19 protein-coding genes are annotated in these 19,120 nt (G+C 57.0%); 13 read left to right on the plus strand and 6 right to left on the minus strand.

All coding sequences use genetic code 11. The features are described 5' to 3' along the window. Positions 1-10 precede the first annotated feature (10 nt). The 4 genes from AC2FJC_RS04570 to AC2FJC_RS04585 all read right to left on the minus strand — a co-directional run bounded on the left by AC2FJC_RS04570 (position 11) and on the right by AC2FJC_RS04585 (position 3,335). The gene (locus tag AC2FJC_RS04570) at positions 11-394 is read right to left on the minus strand and encodes a hypothetical protein (RefSeq protein WP_496738581.1); all 384 of its coding nucleotides are present in this window, start codon (positions 392-394) and stop codon (positions 11-13) included. Position 395: 1 nt separating this feature from the next. Beyond that, entirely contained in the window at positions 396-1,238 is an 843-nt protein-coding gene (locus tag AC2FJC_RS04575) for an ABC transporter ATP-binding protein (protein WP_496738582.1), read from the minus strand. Next, a complete protein-coding gene (locus AC2FJC_RS04580; RefSeq protein WP_109311515.1) occupies positions 1,235-2,023 on the minus strand; it encodes an ABC transporter ATP-binding protein in 789 nt (262 codons plus the stop codon). The genes AC2FJC_RS04575 and AC2FJC_RS04580 overlap by 4 nt, the downstream gene beginning before the upstream one ends. A 130-nt stretch (positions 2,024-2,153) precedes the next feature. Continuing rightward, on the minus strand, positions 2,154-3,335 hold the full coding sequence (locus tag AC2FJC_RS04585; RefSeq protein ID WP_058271614.1) for an ABC transporter substrate-binding protein: 1,182 nt from the start codon (positions 3,333-3,335) through the stop codon (positions 2,154-2,156). 153 nt (positions 3,336-3,488) lie between these two features. Here AC2FJC_RS04585 and AC2FJC_RS04590 point away from each other — a divergent pair, with 153 nt between their 5' ends. After that, positions 3,489-4,583 (plus strand): PQQ-dependent sugar dehydrogenase, encoded by a 1,095-nt coding sequence (locus AC2FJC_RS04590; RefSeq protein WP_496738583.1) that lies wholly within the window; start codon positions 3,489-3,491, stop codon positions 4,581-4,583. Positions 4,584-4,590: 7 nt separating this feature from the next. Here AC2FJC_RS04590 and AC2FJC_RS04595 read toward each other — a convergent pair whose 3' ends face one another. Next, positions 4,591-5,595, minus strand: a complete 1,005-nt coding sequence (locus AC2FJC_RS04595) for a GlxA family transcriptional regulator (RefSeq protein ID WP_496738584.1) — start codon at positions 5,593-5,595, stop codon at positions 4,591-4,593. Between the two features lie 169 nt (positions 5,596-5,764). On the opposite strand from AC2FJC_RS04595, the gene AC2FJC_RS04600 reads away from it, so the two are divergent. Then, a complete protein-coding gene (locus AC2FJC_RS04600) occupies positions 5,765-7,135 on the plus strand; it encodes a class II 3-deoxy-7-phosphoheptulonate synthase (RefSeq protein ID WP_496738585.1) in 1,371 nt (456 codons plus the stop codon). A 60-nt stretch (positions 7,136-7,195) separates the two neighbouring features. On the opposite strand, the gene AC2FJC_RS04605 is transcribed toward AC2FJC_RS04600, so the two are convergent. After that, a complete protein-coding gene (locus tag AC2FJC_RS04605; protein ID WP_496738586.1) occupies positions 7,196-7,816 on the minus strand; it encodes a PAS domain-containing protein in 621 nt (206 codons plus the stop codon). Between the two features lie 299 nt (positions 7,817-8,115). Between AC2FJC_RS04605 and AC2FJC_RS04610 the strand changes: the two genes are divergently transcribed. The 11 genes from AC2FJC_RS04610 (at position 8,116) to AC2FJC_RS04660 (ending at position 18,994) form a co-directional block, all read left to right on the plus strand. Further along, the gene (locus AC2FJC_RS04610) at positions 8,116-9,006 is read left to right on the plus strand and encodes a YicC/YloC family endoribonuclease (protein WP_496738587.1); all 891 of its coding nucleotides are present in this window, start codon (positions 8,116-8,118) and stop codon (positions 9,004-9,006) included. A 16-nt stretch (positions 9,007-9,022) separates the two neighbouring features. Then, positions 9,023-9,664: a guanylate kinase gene (gene gmk / locus AC2FJC_RS04615; RefSeq protein ID WP_058271617.1), complete on the plus strand. Its 642-nt coding sequence runs from the start codon at positions 9,023-9,025 to the stop codon at positions 9,662-9,664. Continuing rightward, positions 9,661-10,185, plus strand: a complete 525-nt coding sequence (locus AC2FJC_RS04620) for a gamma carbonic anhydrase family protein (protein WP_496738588.1) — start codon at positions 9,661-9,663, stop codon at positions 10,183-10,185. Before gmk ends, AC2FJC_RS04620 begins: the two co-directional genes overlap by 4 nt. A gap of 31 nt (positions 10,186-10,216) precedes the next feature. Continuing rightward, on the plus strand, positions 10,217-11,263 hold the full coding sequence (locus AC2FJC_RS04625) for an ATP-binding protein (RefSeq protein ID WP_496738589.1): 1,047 nt from the start codon (positions 10,217-10,219) through the stop codon (positions 11,261-11,263). A 192-nt stretch (positions 11,264-11,455) separates the two neighbouring features. Continuing rightward, positions 11,456-12,496, plus strand: a complete 1,041-nt coding sequence (locus AC2FJC_RS04630; RefSeq protein ID WP_496722892.1) for a substrate-binding domain-containing protein — start codon at positions 11,456-11,458, stop codon at positions 12,494-12,496. A gap of 82 nt (positions 12,497-12,578) precedes the next feature. Further along, positions 12,579-14,051, plus strand: coding sequence for a phosphate ABC transporter permease subunit PstC (pstC, locus tag AC2FJC_RS04635; RefSeq protein ID WP_496738590.1), 1,473 nt, complete (start codon positions 12,579-12,581; stop codon positions 14,049-14,051). After that, entirely contained in the window at positions 14,048-15,409 is a 1,362-nt protein-coding gene (gene pstA / locus AC2FJC_RS04640; RefSeq protein WP_282118432.1) for a phosphate ABC transporter permease PstA, read from the plus strand. The genes pstC and pstA overlap by 4 nt, the downstream gene beginning before the upstream one ends. A gap of 12 nt (positions 15,410-15,421) precedes the next feature. Next, the gene (gene pstB / locus AC2FJC_RS04645; RefSeq protein ID WP_496738591.1) at positions 15,422-16,219 is read left to right on the plus strand and encodes a phosphate ABC transporter ATP-binding protein PstB; all 798 of its coding nucleotides are present in this window, start codon (positions 15,422-15,424) and stop codon (positions 16,217-16,219) included. A 16-nt stretch (positions 16,220-16,235) separates the two neighbouring features. Next, complete coding sequence (phoU, locus tag AC2FJC_RS04650; protein WP_058271623.1) at positions 16,236-16,937, plus strand: phosphate signaling complex protein PhoU; 702 nt, start codon at positions 16,236-16,238, stop codon at positions 16,935-16,937. Positions 16,938-16,949: 12 nt separating this feature from the next. Beyond that, positions 16,950-17,639 (plus strand): phosphate regulon transcriptional regulator PhoB, encoded by a 690-nt coding sequence (phoB, locus tag AC2FJC_RS04655; RefSeq protein WP_109311502.1) that lies wholly within the window; start codon positions 16,950-16,952, stop codon positions 17,637-17,639. Between the two features lie 125 nt (positions 17,640-17,764). Continuing rightward, positions 17,765-18,994, plus strand: coding sequence for an acyl-CoA dehydrogenase (locus tag AC2FJC_RS04660; RefSeq protein ID WP_058271625.1), 1,230 nt, complete (start codon positions 17,765-17,767; stop codon positions 18,992-18,994). Positions 18,995-19,120: the final 126 nt, after the last annotated feature.

A 19,120-nucleotide genomic window follows, 5' to 3' on the forward strand; every position in this document is an offset into this window, starting at 1 on the left:
AGGATATCCATTAGTTATCTACCTCGCATCTGCCTAGTCCGGTCAGGCTGATGCCCTTGCCTGTAAATACATGAGTTGTGTACGCGACGATGCCGTCTGAAAAAACGCTGAATGTGTACGAGGCGGAGCGGTCTTCATCCCATCCATGCGCCGTCATGAGATCTTCAGAAACTTGAACCACTTTCAGGAGGGGCAGCCCACCATTTCCAAGATCAATTCGAAGCTGATCGTCGTGTAGTTTTTCAAACTGGAAATCCACGCCTGATCCTGTCTTTGTAGTTTGACATGGATGGGTATTCGCACAGGTGAATTCGAGCGTGCATTTTGTAGCCTCCCCAGCGAGTGCTTGCCCAGCAAGAATTGTTAGGACCGGTGAGGCGACTAAGGCTTTCATTTTATCCTCCCAAGAAGCTCTTCCGAACCTCCGGATCTGCCAACAATTCTTTGCCCGTTCCGGTATATGCGTTCCGCCCTTGCACCAACACGTACCCTTTGTCCGCAATCTCCAGCGCCTGGCGGGCGTTTTGCTCGACCATCAGGATCGGCAGACCAGTCCGCGAAACTTCGATGATCCGGTCGAACAGTTCATCCATCACGATGGGCGAGACTCCTGCGGTCGGTTCGTCCAGCATCAGAACCTTGGGCTGGGTCATCAGCGCGCGGCCGACGGCGACTTGCTGGCGCTGACCGCCCGACAGTTCTCCGGCCGGCTGGTTGCGTTTGTCGCGCAGGATGGGGAAGAGGTCATAGACCTGTTCCATCGTCTGGCTGATGTCGTCGCGGCGGATGAAGGCACCCATCTCAAGGTTTTCTTCGACCGTCATCGACGTGAAGATGTTCGAGGTCTGCGGCACAAAACCCATACCGCGGATTACGCGGTCCTGCGGGGTGAGGTTGGTGATATCCTCTCCATCCAGTCGCACCGCGCCCGAGCGGACATCCAGCATGCCGAAAACAGCCTTCATAGCCGTCGATTTACCAGCGCCGTTTGGGCCGACGATGACAGCGATCTCGCCCTTGTCGACGGCGATAGTGCAGTCGTGCAGGATGTCGGGGCCTTTGCCATAGCCGCCGGTCATGGTGTCGCCGATCAGAAAGGGGCCGCCCTCTACCTTATGCGTTTCGCCGCTTTTCGTATGCGCAGGCGTCATGGCGCCAACCCCGTGGGTATTGGTGATCGAGGCATCCTTGTTGCCGTGATCGTCCTGATAGGGATTGTCGGTTTTGCCAGCGGTCATGTTTGGGCCTCCAGCTTGTCTTTGTTCTTGAGGCCAGTGCCCAGATAGGCTTCGATCACGTGCTCATTGGCCTTGATCTCGTCCAGAGTTCCCTCGGCCAGTACCTTGCCCTCGGCCATACAGATGACCGGGTCGCAAATCTTACCGATGAAATCCATGTCGTGCTCGATGACGACAAAGGTATAGCCGCGTTCCTTATTCAGGCGCAGAATTGTGTCGGCGATGGTCATGAGAAGGGTGCGGTTCACACCCGCGCCGACCTCGTCCAGAAAAACGATCTTGGCGTCAACCATCATGGTGCGGCCAAGCTCTAGCAATTTCTTCTGACCGCCCGAAACCTGACCCGCCTTGTGGTCGGCCAGATGTTCGATGGTCAGAAACTCCAGAACCTCATCCGCTTTAGCCTTTAAGGCACGTTCTTCGTCGGCGATGCGCTTGCGACCAAACCAGGTGTTCCACAGCGATTCACCAGATTGCGCGCCGGGCACCATCATCAGGTTTTCGCGGCAGGACATCGAAGAGAATTCGTGCGCGATCTGGAAGGTGCGCAGCAATCCTTTGTGAAACAAGTCATGTGGAGGCAGGCCGGTGATCTCTTCGCCGTCCATGAACACTCTGCCGCTGGTCGGAGGCAGAACGCCCGCGATCACGTTGAAAAGGGTGGTCTTTCCCGCCCCGTTCGGCCCGATCAGGCCTGTGATCGAACCTTTTTGGATTTCCAGCGACGCCCCATCCACCGCGTGAAACCCGCCGAAATGCTTGTGCACGTCCTCGACGACGATCATCTTTTCCCCTAGCCACCCTTGTCGGTGTTTCTGCTTCCTCGACCCCGAAAGGTGAGGTGCGGCCTTTTTTCATTGAAACAGCCCGGACACAAGGTCCGGGCTGTTTGATTTTATGGTGTTTAACGCCGAATCAACGGAAGTTGACGGTCTTGTTTTCGCCGTCAGTTACTTCGATCTCGCGATACGAACCCGCGCTTTCGCCGGGGCCGATCAGCTCAACGCCCGATGCGCCGACATAGTCGATGTCCTGACCAGCGGCCAGCAGTTCCAGACCTTTGGCCAGCTCACCGGGATAGATTTTCTCACCCGGTTCATTGGCGACGTCCATGATCTTGGCGCCATACTCGGCCGGGTTGGTCGAACCTGCGGCCTGCATGGCCAGCATGAACAGAGCCGCAGCGTCGTAAGATTCAGGCGAATAAGGCGACGAGCCGTCAAAGCCTGCAGCTTCGGCCATGGCAAAGTATTTTTCAGCACCTTCACCGCCCGAACCTGCGATCTGACCAAACGAGCCGTTCAGGTCGGGACCAACGTTGGAAGGCAGCGAGTCACCGATCATGCCGCCCGGCAGACCGAATGTGTCAAACGCACCGCTGTCCAGCGACGACTGGATGATGCCCAGACCGCCCTGGTCCAGATAGCCTGCGACGACCAGAATGTCGCCACCGGCCGATGCCAGTGCGCCAACTTCGGCCGAGTAGTCTGCCTTGCCGTCTTCGTGCGCGGCAACGATTGTCACTTCACCACCGGCTGCTTCGAACGAGGATTGGATCGCGTCTGCCAGACCCTTGCCGTAGTCGTTGTTGGTATAGGTCAGGGCGATCGAGTTGATGCCGCGATCCTTCAGGATGTCAGCCATCACTTCGCCTTCACGCGCATCCGACGGTGCGGTGCGGAAGAACAGACCATTGTCTTCCATGGTCGACAGACCCGGCGATGTCGCCGACGGCGAGATCATGACCATGCCGTTCGGGATCGCAACGTTTTGCAGGATCGCGCCGGTCACACCCGAGCAGTCGCCGCCGACAATACCGGCAACGCCGTCCGCGATCATGCGTTCGCCGTTCGATGTCGCCAGACCGTTGTCGATACAGCCGGTGTCAGCGCGCGACGCGGTGACCTTTGAGCCGTCCAGCAGTTTGCCGGATTCGGTGACTTCGGCCATCGCCATTTCGGCACCCGAACCCATCGCTGGTGCCAGCGATTCAATCGGGCCGGTAAAGCCAAAGAGGACGCCCAAAGTGACGTCTTCGGCCAGTGCCGGACCAGCCAGCAGAGCGGATGCTGCGGTTGCAGTAAGCAGCTTTTTCATATGGTTACTCCCTTATTGGAACGTATTCGTTCTGGGCAAGACCCTAGGCAAGCTGTCTGGAAAAGAAAAGTCCTAACGCAAATGTGTTTTTGCCAAGAATAAACCTATTTGTTTTGATGAGTTTGTCACGTTTTACCAAAGTTGGAGATTCTCATGCTTAGGGCTGCCGCGATTCTGGTCCTGTCGGTTTTTGCCGGCCCCATCAGCGCCGATACCCTTCAAACCTCAGCCGGGACGGTTCAGGTCACGGCGATGGTCACCGGGCTGGATGCACCTTGGGCGATCGGCTTATTGCCCGGAGGCGGAACATTGGTGACCGAACGGGACGGCGATCTTTTGTTTGTCTCGGAAGGCGAGGTCAAACGCATTGCCGGGGTGCCCAAGGTGGCTGCGAACGGGCAGGGCGGGCTGCTCGATATCACCGTGGCACGGGATTTTCCGCAGACCCGCGAGGTGTTTCTCACCTTCTCCAAACCCCAAAGTGGCGGGGCGGGAACCGCGGTGGCCGTGGCGCGCCTGTCGGAAAACGGGAGCCGCTTGAACAACGTACGGATCATTTTCGAAGCAGTTCCGGGCGGTTCGACTGGCCGACATTTCGGTTCGCGCGTGGTCGAGGCGCAGGACGGAACGCTGTTTGTTACGATTGGGGATCGCGGCGACCGTCCGTCAGCGCAAGACAGGTCAAACCACATGGGCACCGTTATTCGCATCAATCGCGATGGCACGGTACCTGCCGACAACCCTTTTGTCGGACAGGCTGGAATTCGCCCTGAGATTTGGTCATTTGGTCATCGCAACCCGCAGGGCGCTGGGTTGGACAGGCAAGGTCGCTTGTGGATTTCAGAGCATGGTGCGAAGGGCGGGGATGAAGTGAACCTGATCCAACCGGGGCGGAATTTCGGCTGGCCGGTGATCTCCTACGGCGTTCACTATTCGGGCCAAAAAATCGGAGAGGGGACCTCGAAACCCGGGATGGAACAGCCGGAACACTATTGGGATCCGTCCATCGCACCGTCCGGTTTGCTGGTCTATTCCGGCAAGCTTTGGCCAGAGTGGCGGGGCGATATCTTTGTCGGGTCGCTCAAGTTTGACTACATCTCGCGCCTTGAAGGAACACCGCTGCGCGAGGTCGAACAGATCAAAGGGCCGGAAACCGAGCGCGTTCGCGATATCGTCGAAGCCCCGGATGGGGCAATCTGGTTTATTTCGGTGGGACAGGGAGCCATCTATCGCATGACCCCCGGATAGGCGTAGATCAGACGGACAACCGCCCGCTTTGCGCACCACGTTCACGATAAGGCGTGGTGTTGTAATGGGCCCGGTAGCATTTTGAGAAATGGCTGGGCGAGGCAAAGCCGCAAGCCAAAGCCACGTTGATCACACTCATGTCCGTCTGCATCAGCAGGTTGCGTGCTTTGTGCAGGCGCAATTCCATGTAGTAGCGTTTGGGTGAGCGGCTGAGATAGCGGCGGAAAAGGCGTTCCAGTTGTCGGGTGGACATGCCCACGTCTTTTGCCAGAATCGATGGCGAGATCGGCTCTTCGATATTCTTTTCCATCATCAGGATAACCTGGCTTAGCTTGGGGTGTCGTACACCAATCCGGGTCGGGGTCGACAGGCGCTGTGTATCCTGATCGGTACGGATCGAGGAATAGATCATCTGGTCCGCCACGGCGTTCGCCAGATCCTCACCATAATCATCGGCAATGATCTTGAGCATCAGGTCGATTGAGGACGTGCCGCCCGCAGTCGTCATCCGGTTTCCGTCGATCTGAAACACTGATTTGGTCAGTTCAACTTCGTCGAACTCTTCGATAAAGCTGTCCGAGTTTTCCCAGTGGATCGTTGCGCGTTTACCGTCCAGCAATCCGGCCTTGGCCAACGTAAAGGCTGCTGTGCACAGACCGCCGATGCGCAAACCGCGCCGCGCTTCGCGGCGGACCCAGTTCAGCACTTTCTTTGTTGTCGCCAGTTGCACGTCGACGCCGCCGCAGATCAAGACCACGTCATCGCGTTGCAGTTCGACCAAGTCGGTTTCAACGTTAAAGGTAGTCCCGGCAGAACAGCTGACCGTATCACCACCTTCACCGGCCAGGGCCCACGTGTAGAGTTCTTTGTCTGCCATACGGTTGGCAATCCGCAGGCTGTCCAACGCCGAGGCAAAAGACAGCAGGGAAAACTTGTCCAAAAGGACAAACACGAAATGCCGAGGATTGGCCTCAGCGCCTTCCACTGTGACAACTTGGCGTTGCTCTTGCATGGCTTGGTGTCCTTGATTCGGCGCGTTGTTACGTCGCGTCCGGCGTCGTTGTTGCCAGCCACCATGATCAAAGCTTGTTTCCGACGTCAAGAGGCGCAAAAGGGATATGGTCAGTCTTCAATGCATTTTGTATAGAGACGACCTGACTACTTCAGCGGAGATCAAAGCTATGACCGAATGGCAAAAAACGAACTGGCGCAACAAGCCCCGGGTTCAGATGCCAGACTATATCGATGCGGCCGCGCTGGCCAAAGTCGAGGCTCAGCTTTCTCAGTATCCCCCGCTGGTCTTTGCTGGCGAAGCACGGCGTCTCAAACAACATCTGGGTGCCGCCGGTCGCGGCGAGGCTTTCCTGTTACAGGGCGGGGATTGTGCTGAAAGCTTTGAACAATTCAGCGCGGATGCAATTCGTGACACCTTTAAGGTGATGCTGCAGATGGCGATGGTACTGACCTATGGTGCCAAGGTGCCCGTGGTCAAAGTGGGCCGTATGGCGGGCCAGTTTGCCAAGCCGCGCAGTGCGCCGACCGAGGTTCTGGACGGTGTTGAGTTGCCCAGCTACCGCGGTGACATCATCAACGAGCTGGCTTTCACGCCCGAAGCCCGCATCCCGAATCCCAGCAAGATGCTGCAGGCCTACACGCAGGCTGCCGCTACCTTGAACCTGTTGCGTGCATTCTCGACCGGCGGATTCGCCGATATGAGCATGGTGCATTCGTGGACATTGGGCTTCACGGATGAACAGGATGTACAGAAATACTCGGAAATTGCTGACCGTATCCAAGACACGATCGACTTCATGGATGCCGCCGGGATCACAGCGGACACTACGCATGAGTTCTCAACCGTGGAGTTTTACACCAGCCACGAAAGCTTGCTGCTGGAATACGAAGAGGCTCTGACCCGTCTCGATTCTACTTCCGGCAACTGGTTGGCAGGGTCCGGTCACATGATCTGGATCGGCGACCGGACGCGTCAGCCAGACGGTGCGCATGTGGAATTCTGCAGCGGGGTACTGAACCCGATTGGTCTAAAATGCGGCCCGACCACGACAGCCGAGGACCTCAAGGTTCTTATGGCCAAGCTGAACCCGGAAAACGAAGAGGGTCGCCTGACCCTGATCGCACGGTTTGGCGCAGGCAAGGCAGGCGAGCACCTGCCGCGCCTGGTCAAGGCGGTTAAGGAAGAGGGCGCCAAGGTCACCTGGGTTTGCGACCCGATGCATGGCAACACGATCAAGTCGGCAACCGGGTACAAAACCCGTCCGTTCGACTCGGTCCTGCGTGAGGTACGCGACTTCTTTGGCGTCCATCAGGCCGAAGGCACGGTTCCTGGTGGTGTGCATTTTGAGATGACCGGTCTGGACGTCACAGAATGCACCGGCGGCGTGCGCGCGGTGACCGAAGAGGACCTGTCAGATCGTTACCACACAGCGTGCGACCCACGCCTGAACGCATCGCAGTCCTTGGAACTGGCATTCCTGGTCGCAGAAGAGCTGACCAACCTGCGCCGCGACCGCAAGAACCGCGCAGCCAGTTAGGGTGATAGACAATAATCGGAAAAGGCGGGCTGCATAGGCCCGCCTTTTTTTGTTTGCGATTTAGTCATCGCGCGACACAACCAGCCTCAGATGTGAACCGGGACGGTCAAATTTTTGCTTTTCTTCTGCGAATCCGGTCTCGACCGTTTGCGACGGTTGTTTGGGAACCTGCACATCCGACACCGGGCGCAAATTGGTTTCTGAGATTGTGAATCGTCGGGGTGTTGCACCGATAGCGCCGTCGCTGACCATTACGCCCAGAATGCGGCTGACATCACCCAAATCGCTTTTCAGCGGTAACAGAAGCATACGGGCCTGTAACTGCACACGCCCCAACCGACCTGATGATTCCAGGGTCAGATTGGCGATAGCTGGTTGTGCGAATACCTGTTCCGACACGGTCTTGATCTGGTCCCGCGCGCCGGGCTCAAAGAAGGAAGTCAGCGGCATACCACGCACTTCCATCCCGGCCAGCTGGTTCAAATGCCTCCCGGCCAGACGGAATCGGGTAAGTCCGGGGGCGATGCGTTCCAGAACGAAAGTGTATTCCAAAATGTTCTCAAGCCCGCGCGGGTCGATTTGCGACCGCATGGGAACCCCATCACCTGTCAGAAGCGCCGTCCAATACGCCTCGGCCTGCCGGATAGGCGAAAGGCTGCGCCCGCTGTTAAAACGATCCATAGAGACGATCTTTCCAAAACTTGACCCGAAACCGTTCCCGAAAAAGGTTTTCATCATTATCACCCTGGCGCCTATCGACCGTCATTTTCCTAAAATGCGAAGTACCGGGGACCTCCATCCGAGGCCAGTGTCCGCAGGTGTAAGACTGACGCAGGTTGATTCAATTTTGGAGCAAATCTTTAACGAATGGTTAACGACTGACGGACAAAGGCAGAGTCAGCAAACTCTTGCCCTGTGCGCGCAGTTCGCATTAGGTGCGCCCAGCAAACTGAAAACGGGCAGCTATGGAAAGGGCAGGCATGATTAAATCCATGACGGGTTTCGCCTCGGGAAAAGGGGCGTTTGGGCCGCATAGCTGGACGTGGGAGTTGCGCGGCGTGAACGGCAAGGGGCTGGACATGCGTCTGCGCGTGCCGGACTGGTTGACCGGGCTTGAGGCTGCGTTGCGCGCCGCGATGTCGAAACAACTCAGCCGGGGCAATGTGACATTGTCTTTGCGCCTCAGCCGAGATGAGACGCAGGCGGACCTGGTCCTGAACGAGACAGCCATGGGTGCCGTTCTTGAGGCTGTGGCGCGAACGCAGGAAATGGCCATTGCGCGGGACGTTACCCTTAGGCCTTCGACGGCCGCTGATCTGATCACGCTCAAGGGTATGTTGGATGCGGGCAGTGACGGGGATGACCCCGGCCCGTTGGTTGGCCAATTGACGACAGAGTTCACTGGCCTATTGGACGAATTCATAGAAATGCGCCAGTCCGAGGGTCGGGCGCTGGCAACTGTTCTGGAAGATCAACTAGGGCAGGTGGCTTCATTGACGATCGAAGCGGCAGAGCTGGCAGAGCAACGCAAGGACAAGATGGCCGAGGCGCTGCGGGATAATCTGGCGCGGGTCATGGACAACGCGCAGGGGGTTGATCCGGACCGCGTCGCTCAGGAATTGGCGTTGATTGCCGTCAAGGCGGACATCACCGAAGAGATTGATCGCCTGAAGGCGCATGTCGTGGCGGCGCGGGATCTGCTGGCGCAGGACGCGGCGGTCGGGCGCAAGCTGGATTTCCTAATGCAGGAATTCAACCGTGAGGCCAATACACTGTGTTCAAAGGCGCAAAGCGCGGAATTGACAGCGGTCGGCCTTGAGTTGAAGGCCGTAATAGATCAGATGCGTGAGCAAGTGCAGAACGTAGAATAACCACAGGAGCGCCCAAATGGCGGATCGACGCGGCCTATTAATCATTCTGTCCTCGCCTTCGGGGGCCGGTAAATCGACCCTGGCGAAACGGCTGATGCAGTGGGATTCCGAGCTTGAGTTCTCGGTCTCGGCCACCACCCGCGCACCACGCCCGGGTGAGGAAGACGGGCGCGAGTATTACTTCCTTAGTGAGGATGCGTTCCGGCAGCAGGTGTCCGAGGGACAAATGCTGGAACACGCGCACGTGTTCGGTAATTTCTACGGCTCACCGGCGGGTCCGGTACGCGAGTCCATTAACAGCGGCAAAGACGTTCTGTTTGACGTGGACTGGCAAGGCGAGGTGCAAATCCGCAATTCGGATCTGGGCAAGCACGCTTTGTCGATCTTTATCCTGCCGCCGTCTATCCCCGAGCTGCGCCGCAGGCTGGAAAGCCGCGGTCAGGACAGTGAAGACGTTATCGCAAAACGTATGCTGAAAAGCTGGGATGAGATTAGCCACTGGGGCTATTATGACTATGTTCTGATCAATGACGATCTGGATGCCACCGAGGAAAAGCTGAAAACCATCGTCAGCGCCGAACGCATGCGCCGCATCCAGCAGCCCAGCCTGCAGAACCATGTCCGCACGTTGCAAAACGAATTTGAGGGCTTGGCATGACCATTTACGCTTTGGGTGACCACGCGCCGCAAATCCACGAAGACACCTGGGTTGCGCCGGATGCCAACCTGATTGGGAAAGTGGTTCTGGAACAGGGTGCCTCGGTCTGGTTCGGCTGCACCATCCGCGCCGACCACGAAGAGATCCGCGTGGGCGAGGGCAGCAACGTCCAGGAAAACTGCGTCATGCATATCGACGCCGGGTATCCGCTGACCATTGGTAAGAACTGCACCATCGGACACAAGGTCATGCTGCATGGCTGCACGATCGGGGAAAACACACTGATCGGAATGGGCGCGATTGTCTTGAACGGCGCAAGGATCGGGAAAAACTGTCTTATCGGTGCCGGCGCACTGATTACCGAAGGCAAGGAAATACCCGATAACTCTCTGGTTATGGGGTCACCGGGCAAAGTTGTGCGGGAACTGGATGCGGCGGCAGCGCAAAAAATCACCTTCAGCGCGCTTCACTATCAGCAGAATATGCGCGCGTTTCGCAAAACTTTGAAACCTGTGTCTTAGGTTGATTCCAAACGCATCAAGAGTGACGGAAATGCCAAACGACCTGCTTGCTGAAATTGTGTCGGCCATTCCGATGCCCACGCTTATGGTTGATCAGACCGAGCGCATCATAGCGGCAAACACCGAAGCCAGAACTATGCTGGGTCAGAACATCGAAGGCCGCCATTTCGCAACGATCCTTCGGCAGCCACAAGTCATCGACGCGATGGAGCAGAGCCTGCGCAGTAAAGGCCCAGCCAAAACGCGCCATTTGTCCAATGATGGTGCCCAGGACACCACTTTCGAAGTGCAATGCCGTTACATGAAGGGTGTGGGCGCGGTGGAGGGTGGTGCCGTGATGGTCGTTTTCCAGGACGTCACGCATCTGGAACAGGCCGGACAAATGAGGCGCGATTTTGTGGCGAATGTCAGCCACGAACTGCGCACGCCTCTGACTGCTCTGATGGGCTTCATAGAAACATTGCGTGGTCCAGCGCGAGATGATGCAGCCGCCCGTGAGCGGTTTCTGCAGATCATGACCGACGAAGCCAATCGAATGAACCGGCTGGTCGGCGATCTGCTATCCCTGAACCGGGTCGAGAGCGAAGAGCGGGTTCGCCCCAGGGAGCAGGTTGATCTGACAGGTCTGATGCAATCAACGCTTACAACGCTGCGTCCCCTTGCTGAGGCCGCAAAAGTGGACCTGACACTGGATGCGTCATCAGGGCCAATCTCGGTGACCGGAGACAGCGACCAATTGCGTCAGGTGTTCACGAACCTGATCGAGAATGCCATCAAATATGGCGGTAGCGGCGGTAGTGTTGATGTGCGCATTCAAGCATCTGAACGCGACACGGCCATGCGCGGCCCTGCGGTTCGGGTACAGATCGCAGACAAAGGCCCAGGGATTGATGCCGTACATCTGCCGCGGCTGACAGAGCGATTCTATCGCGCCGACAGTCACAGATCCCGCGAACTGGGCGGTACGGGGCTGGGCCTTGCGATTGTAAAACACATCGTCAATCGCCACAGGGGGCGGCTACGGGTCGAAAGCGATCTGGGCAAAGGCTCTGTATTTACAGTGATTTTGCCGCGCTGATTTTCGGCCAATGACGCAGGTTCATTTCAGACGCGCGCTGTGTTCCGTACTGTCCTGTTAAGAAAACTTAAGAAAATCGTTACGTGTCATAAAACCGTTACGTACTTGTCACAAAAGGCTTACGCACGGCTTTTAGGAGTTCGCGCAGATCATCATGGGGTGATCACAATTTATCTTTTCAGGGAGACTGAAATGTCCTTTGTAAAACTGTCGGCTTCGGCGCTTACCATTGCTGCTGTATCGGCCACCGCGGCCGCCGCTCGTGATCAGGTTCAGGTTGCGGGTTCTTCAACCGTGCTGCCATACGCCTCGATCGTAGCAGAAGCCTTCGGTGAGAATTTTGACTTCCCGACACCGGTTGTTGAATCGGGTGGTTCCTCGGCAGGTCTGAAGCGTTTCTGTGAAGGTGTTGGCGAAAACACCATCGACGTTGCGAACGCATCGCGCCAGATCCGTGAAAAAGAAATCAAAGCCTGTGCTGAAAACGGCGTTACTGACATCATCGAAGTTCAGATCGGTTATGACGGCATCGTTTTCGCATCCGACATCAACGGCAACTCTTTCGAGTTCACGCCGGAAGACTGGTACAAAGCTTTGTCCGCTCAGATCGTCGTTGACGGTGAACTGGTCGACAACCCCAACAAAACCTGGGCCGACGTAAACCCTGCATTCCCGGCACAGCCGATCGCAGCCTTCATCCCGGGCACCAAGCACGGCACTCGTGAAGTGTTCGAAGACAAAGTGATCCTGGCTGGTTGTGAGCATCTGGGCGACTTTGACGTCTACAAAGCGGCCAATGGCGACGACAAGAAAGCCGCCGAGAAAGCCTGTATCGCTCTGCGTACCGATGGCGTTTCGGTCGACATCGACGGTGACTACACCGAAACTCTGGCCCGTATCGACAGCAACAAAGACGGCATCGGCGTCTTTGGTCTGGCGTTCTACGAGAACAACACCGACAAGCTGCAAGTCGCAACCATGTCTGACGTTGTTCCTTCGACCGAGTCGATCGCAACCGGCGAATACCCGGTTTCGCGCCCGCTGTTCTTCTACGTGAAGAAAGCGCATATCGGCGTGATCCCCGGCCTGAAAGAATATGCTGAGTTCTTCGTCGCCGACGAGATCGCAGGTCCCGACGGCCCGCTGGCAGAATACGGCCTGGTATCCGACCCTGAGCTGGTCAAGGTACAGGAAGCAGTTGCCAACGAAACCGTTCTGGGCGGCGGTTCCTAATCACACATACGAACGGAACCGGGGCGGTTTTTCTCGCCCCGGTTCTTTTTGACTCCATCTCTGCCATCCCCACGGAGTTCTCATGGCGTTATCCTGGCTGTTGCTTATCCTGCTTGCGCTGGCAGTGATCGGATTTTTTGCGGGTCGGTCCCGCGCTCTGGCAAGTGCGGGTGGTAACGTCCGCGATTTGCATTCTTTACCGTCTTACTACGGTTACAACGTTGCGTTGACGGCTCTGGTTCCCGCAGTAGGGGTGCTGATCGTTTGGCTTCTTGCCCAGCCGATGATCGTAAACAGCACGGTATCCAGCCTCATTCCTGATCAAGCAGTGCCCGAAGGGTCGGAGCGTGGCCTGATCATGAGTGAAGTGCGCCGCGTCGCACACGGTCTGGACGGCGCTGTCGCCAGCGGCGCGATGACCGAAACTCAAGCCCAGAACGGCAATGCGGATATTGAAGCGCTGACAAAAACGCTGAAAGACGCAGGCCAGGTTCTGACTCAGGACATCACACAGCCGATTTTGGTCGCGGCACAAAAGTTCCGCAGCATGACGTCCACAGGGACAGTTGCGATGCAGGTCGTGGTTTTGGCCTTGGCACTGCTTGGGGCAGCCTTTGCCTATGTACGTACGCACAAGGAATTTAGGGCCCGTAACGTGGTAGAGCAGGGGGTTCTGGCCTTGCTATTGCTGGCCGCGTCAATCGCGATCCTGACAACCATCGGCATTGTTCTTTCGATGCTTTTTGAGACGATGAACTTCTTTCAGCTGCATTCGTGGAAGGACTTCTTTTTTGGCAGCACATGGGCGCCGAACTTCCGCGGTGGCAGTGAGCTGTCGATCCTGCCGCTGTTGTGGGGCACGCTGTACATTTCAGTGATCGCGCTACTTGTGGCGGTCCCAATTGGCCTGTTTGCCGCGATCTATCTGTCCGAGTATGCCTCGGGTGTGACGCGGTCCATCGCCAAGCCACTGCTGGAAATCCTCGCCGGTATTCCGACCATCGTTTACGGTCTGTTTGCTCTGCTGACCGTGGGTCCGGCGTTGGTGTCGATGTTCGGCGACGGTGGCATGCTGGGAGTGGGTTGGATGGCCAGCTCGAATGCGGTTCTGACTGCCGGGTTGGTTATGGGGATCATGCTGATCCCGTTTGTCTCGTCACTGTCGGACGACATTATCAACGCGGTGCCACAAACCATGCGCGACGGCTCGCTGGGTCTGGGTGCGACGCATTCGGAAACCGTGCGCAACGTGATACTACCGGCCGCGCTGCCTGGTATTGTCGGCGCGATCCTTCTGGCCGCAAGCCGCGCCATTGGTGAAACGATGATTGTTGTGATGGCCGCCGGAGCGATTGCCAAATTCTCGGGCAACCCGTTCGAGGCGATGACAACCATCACCACGCGGATTGTCAGCCAGCTAACAGGTGATACCGATTTTGCCAGCCCCGAGACGCTGGTGGCCTTTGCGCTGGGTCTGACCCTGTTCATCATCACGCTGGGGCTGAACATCTTCGCCCTCTACATCGTACGCAAATACCGGGAGCAGTACGAATGACCGATATTTCCCAAACGCCTGACGCTGCTCCGACCGCGAAGCCCAAAGGTGGTTCGCTGTTCGAAAAGGACGCACGCACCAAGCGCCGCAATGCGGCTGAAAGCCGGTTCAAAATGTACGGCATCGCCGCCATCGGGATCGGCTTGCTGATGCTAATTGTGCTGGTGACCAATATTGTCACGGCCGGAACCGGTGCCTTTCAGCAAAGCTTTCTTGAATTGAATGTCGAGCTTAAGGCCGACAAGCTGGACAAGAAGGGCAACCGCAATATCGAGGATATCAAAAAGGTTTCGACCTTTGGTTATGCCCCTCTGATCGCGTCTGCGCTGGAAAGCGAAGTCGAAAAGCTGGGCATCCAGACAGACTTGAAACCCAAGGAGATGGGCAAGATCCTGTCCAAGGCCGCGCAGGCCGAGTTGCGGAACTATGTGATCGCCAACCCTGATGAGATCGGCAAGACCGTCAGCTTCCGCTTTTTGGTCAACAGCCGTGTCGATGGCTACATGAAAGGCCGCGTAACCCGCGAGTCGATTGCCAACGACAAGAGTATCTCGGTCGAACAGTTGGATTTCGTGGATCAACTACGCGATGCGGGTGTGCTGTACAAAGCCTTCAACCTGGATTTCATTTTCGGTGCAGATGCCTCTGACCAGCGGCCCGAAGCGGCTGGGATCGGTGTCTCCATGCTGGGTTCATTGTTCATGATGTTGGTGGTTCTAGCGTTGGCCTTGCCTATCGGTGTGGCGGCTTCGATTTATCTTGAAGAATTCGCGCCACAGAACCGGCTGACTGACATCATCGAGGTCAACATCTCGAATCTGGCCGCTGTGCCGTCGATCGTGTTCGGTATTCTGGGTCTGGCTGTGTTCATCAACTACATGCACCTCCCAACTTCGGCCCCGCTGGTGGGTGGTCTGGTGCTGACACTGATGACGCTGCCGACGATCATCATCTCGACCCGCGCGTCGCTGAAGGCGGTTCCGCCGTCGATCCGGGATGCGGCGCTTGGGGTAGGGGCCTCGAAAATGCAGGCCGTGTTCCATCACGTTCTGCCGTTGGCCGCGCCCGGTATTCTGACCGGCACCATCATTGGCCTGGCACAGGCGTTGGGGGAAACCGCACCGCTGCTGCTGATCGGTATGGTGGGTTTTATCGCCTCAAACCCGCCCGACGGAATTGTTGCGGGTTTCCTGTCGCCCAACTCGGCCATGCCGGCGCAGATCTATGAATGGTCCAAACGCGCCGACCCGGCCTTTTATGAACGCGCATGGGGGGGCATCATCATCCTGTTGATCTTCCTCGTTACAATGAACACCATTGCGGTACTTCTGCGCCGCCGCTTTGAACGCCGCTGGTAAATGGGGGCTATTATGAATGATATGACACGAGTGGAGAGAACCGTGGACTCCAAAGCCATCAAGATCGCCGCCAACAACGTTCAGGTTTATTACGGCGACACGCACGCTATCAAAGACGTGGACGTCCAGATCGAGGACAAGACCGTAACGGCCTTTATCGGCCCATCGGGCTGCGGCAAGTCCACTTTTCTGCGCTGCCTGAACCGGATGAACGACACCATCGACATTTGCCGGGTCGAAGGCGATATCCTGCTGGACGGCGAAGATATCTATGACAAGCGTGTCGACCCAGTGCAGCTGCGTGCCAAGGTCGGAATGGTGTTTCAAAAACCCAACCCGTTCCCAAAATCGATCTATGACAACGTGGCCTATGGCCCGCGCATCCATGGTCTTGCCAGGAACAAATCAGAACTCGATGATATTGTTGAGAAATCTCTGCGTCGTGCTGCGATCTGGGATGAAGTCAAGGACCGCTTGGACGCCCCCGGAACCGGCCTGTCCGGTGGTCAGCAGCAGCGCCTGTGTATTGCCCGCGCCGTAGCAACGGAACCTGAGGTTTTGCTGATGGATGAGCCTTGCTCGGCGCTGGACCCGATTGCCACTGCACAAGTCGAGGAACTGATCGACGAACTGCGCTCGCGCTATTCGGTGGTGATCGTGACCCACTCGATGCAACAGGCTGCGCGGGTCAGCCAGAAAACGGCGTTCTTTCATTTGGGTAATCTGGTTGAATTCGGCGAGACCGGTCAGATCTTTACCAACCCCGAAGACCCCCGCACGGAAAGCTACATCACCGGCCGTATCGGCTGAGGACAGGTATTTGAACATGACCGAACAACATATTGCATCCGCATTCGACCGCGACCTTGAAGCGGTTCAGGCCCATATCATGAAGATGGGTGGTCTGGTCGAGGCCGCGATCATGAACGCTGCGCGCTCGCTTGAAACCCGGGATGTCGAATTGGCCCAAGAGGTGCGTCAGGGCGACAAAGCCATTGATGCGCTTGAGGATCTGATCAACGAAGAAACCGCGCGGGTGATCGCGCTGCGGGCACCCACAGCGAGCGACCTGCGTCTGGTTCTGTCGGTTCTGAAGGTCTCGGCAAACCTGGAACGTATCGGCGACTATTCCAAAAACATTGCCAAACGCACCACGGTTCTTGTCGACGCCGGCGAGATCAACGGCAGTGCCGCGGCCCTGCGCCGTATGGCGCGCGAGGTTGAGCGGATGCTGCGCGACGCGTTGGACGCTTATATTCAACGTGACGCCGAATTGGCCGCTGACGTGATCCAGCGGGATGAAGAAGTAGACCAGATGTATAACGGCCTATTCCGCGAGTTTCTGACCTTCATGGCTGAAGATCCCCGCAACATCTCGTCGTGCATGCACCTGCATTTCATCGCAAAGAACATTGAACGGATGGGCGATCACGTTACAGCCATCGCTGAACAGGTGGTTTATCTGGTGACTGGGGAACGGCCGTCGGAAGCACGTCCCAAAGCCGATACCACCTCGCAAACCGCCTAGGAGGCAACGATTATGTCCGCTGATCAGCCTACGGTACTGGTTGTTGAGGATGAACTGGCCCAGCGTGAAGTGCTGGCTTACAACCTCGAAGCAGAAGGGTTTCGTGTATCCAAGGCAGCCAATGGCGACGAGGCATTGCTGCTAGTTGATGAAGACAGCCCGGACATCATCGTTCTGGACTGGATGATGCCCAACCTCAGCGGGATCGAAGTGTGCCGCCGCCTTAAAACGCGCCCGGATACACGATCGATCCCCATCATCATGCTTTCAGCCCGGTCGGAAGAGGTCGACAAGGTGCGCGGGCTGGAAACCGGGGCGGATGACTATGTGGTCAAGCCGTATTCGGTTGTCGAGCTTATGGCGCGCGTGCGCACACAGTTGCGCCGTGTTCGCCCTGCGACGGTCGGTATCAAGCTTGAATTTGCGGATATCATTCTGGATTCCGAGACACATAAGGTCAGCCGCAACAGCAAGCCGCTGAAACTGGGCCCGACCGAGTTTCGTCTGTTGAGCACGTTCATGGAAAAACCGGGTCGTGTCTGGAGCCGCGAACAGCTGCTGGACCGGGTCTGGGGGCGCGATATCTACGTCGACACTAGAACAGTTGACGTTCACATCGGCCGCTTGCGCAAGGCGCTGACTCAGCATGGCGGTGAAGATCCCGTGCGTACGGTTCGCGGCGCAGGGTATGCGCTGGGGTAAAAACACGGGGCAGGGCGCACTGCCCTGTTCTATGCGGTTTACTCATGGTTCGTTGCGAAACTGTAGCTGTTATTTGCGGTTACGGCAGGGTATTTTGCGACAAAGCCGACTAGCGGAGAACCAAAATGAACGCCCCGAACACCAAACCAACTTTGCGCGCCAAAGATGCACCTGACATGGGGGCGTTCTCGTGGGACGATCCATTTCGTTTGGCGGATCAGCTAACAGAAGATGAGCGCATGATCGCCGCGAGTGCGCAGGCATATTGTCAGGAAAAGCTGCAACCACGGGTTCTGGAAGCTTTCCAGAACGAGGAAACGGACCCGGAAATCTTCCGCGAAATGGGTGAAATGGGCCTTTTGGGCACCACGATCCCCGAAGAATACGGCGGTCTTGGTGGCGGTTATGTGTCCTACGGCCTGGTCGCGCGCGAGGTTGAGCGTGTGGATTCTGGCTATCGCTCGATGATGTCGGTGCAAAGCTCATTGGTGATGTACCCGATCTATGCCTATGGCAGCGAAGAACAGCGCCGGAAGTACCTTCCAAAACTGGCCAGCGGCGAATGGATCGGTTGCTTTGGTCTGACAGAACCTGATGCCGGCTCGGACCCGGCGGGCATGAAAACCCGCGCGGAAAAGATCGACAGTGGTTATCGGCTGACCGGCAGCAAGATGTGGATCTCGAATTCACCCATCGCAGACGTCTTTGTGGTGTGGGCTAAATCCGATGCTCATGACGGCAAGATCCGAGGCTTTGTTTTGGACAAGGGTCTCAAAGGTTTGAGCGCGCCCAAAATTCAGAACAAGATGAGCCTGCGGGCATCGATTACGGGTGAGATCGTTCTGGACGGCGTCGAAGTGGACGAGGGCGCCTTGCTGCCGCATGTTCAGGGCCTGAAGGGTCCGTTTGGCTGTCTGAACCGTGCGCGCTACGGGATCAGCTGGGGCGTCATGGGCGCCGCTGAAAGCTGTTGGCACGGTGCGCGTCAGTATGGTCTGGACCGCAAACAGTTCAACAAGCCGCTTGCGCAGACGCAGCTGTTCCAACGCAAACTGGCGGACATGCAAACCGAGATCGCTTTGGGCCTGCAAGCCAGCCTGCGCGTTGGCCGCTTGATGGATCAGGCCGAAGCCGCGCCCGAAATGATTTCGATCGTTAAGCGCAATAACTGCGGCAAGGCGTTGGAGATCGCGCGGAATGCCCGCGACATGCACGGCGGCAATGGCATCTCGCTGGAATTCCAGGTTATCCGTCACATGGTCAATCTGGAAACTGTGAACACTTATGAAGGCACGCACGACGTTCATGCGTTGATTTTGGGGCGGGCACAGACCGGACTTCAGGCCTTCTACTAAGAAGTTTCAAGGGTCGTTGCGACGGTTTCCGCTATCTCAATTTCATCAATTCATCTCTAAATGCCTCGGTTGGAGTTTGCCATCCAAGGCACTTTCTAGGTGTCCCGTTTAGGCGGTCGCAAATCG

This window comes from Ruegeria sp. CDSB117 (assembly GCF_059611005.1).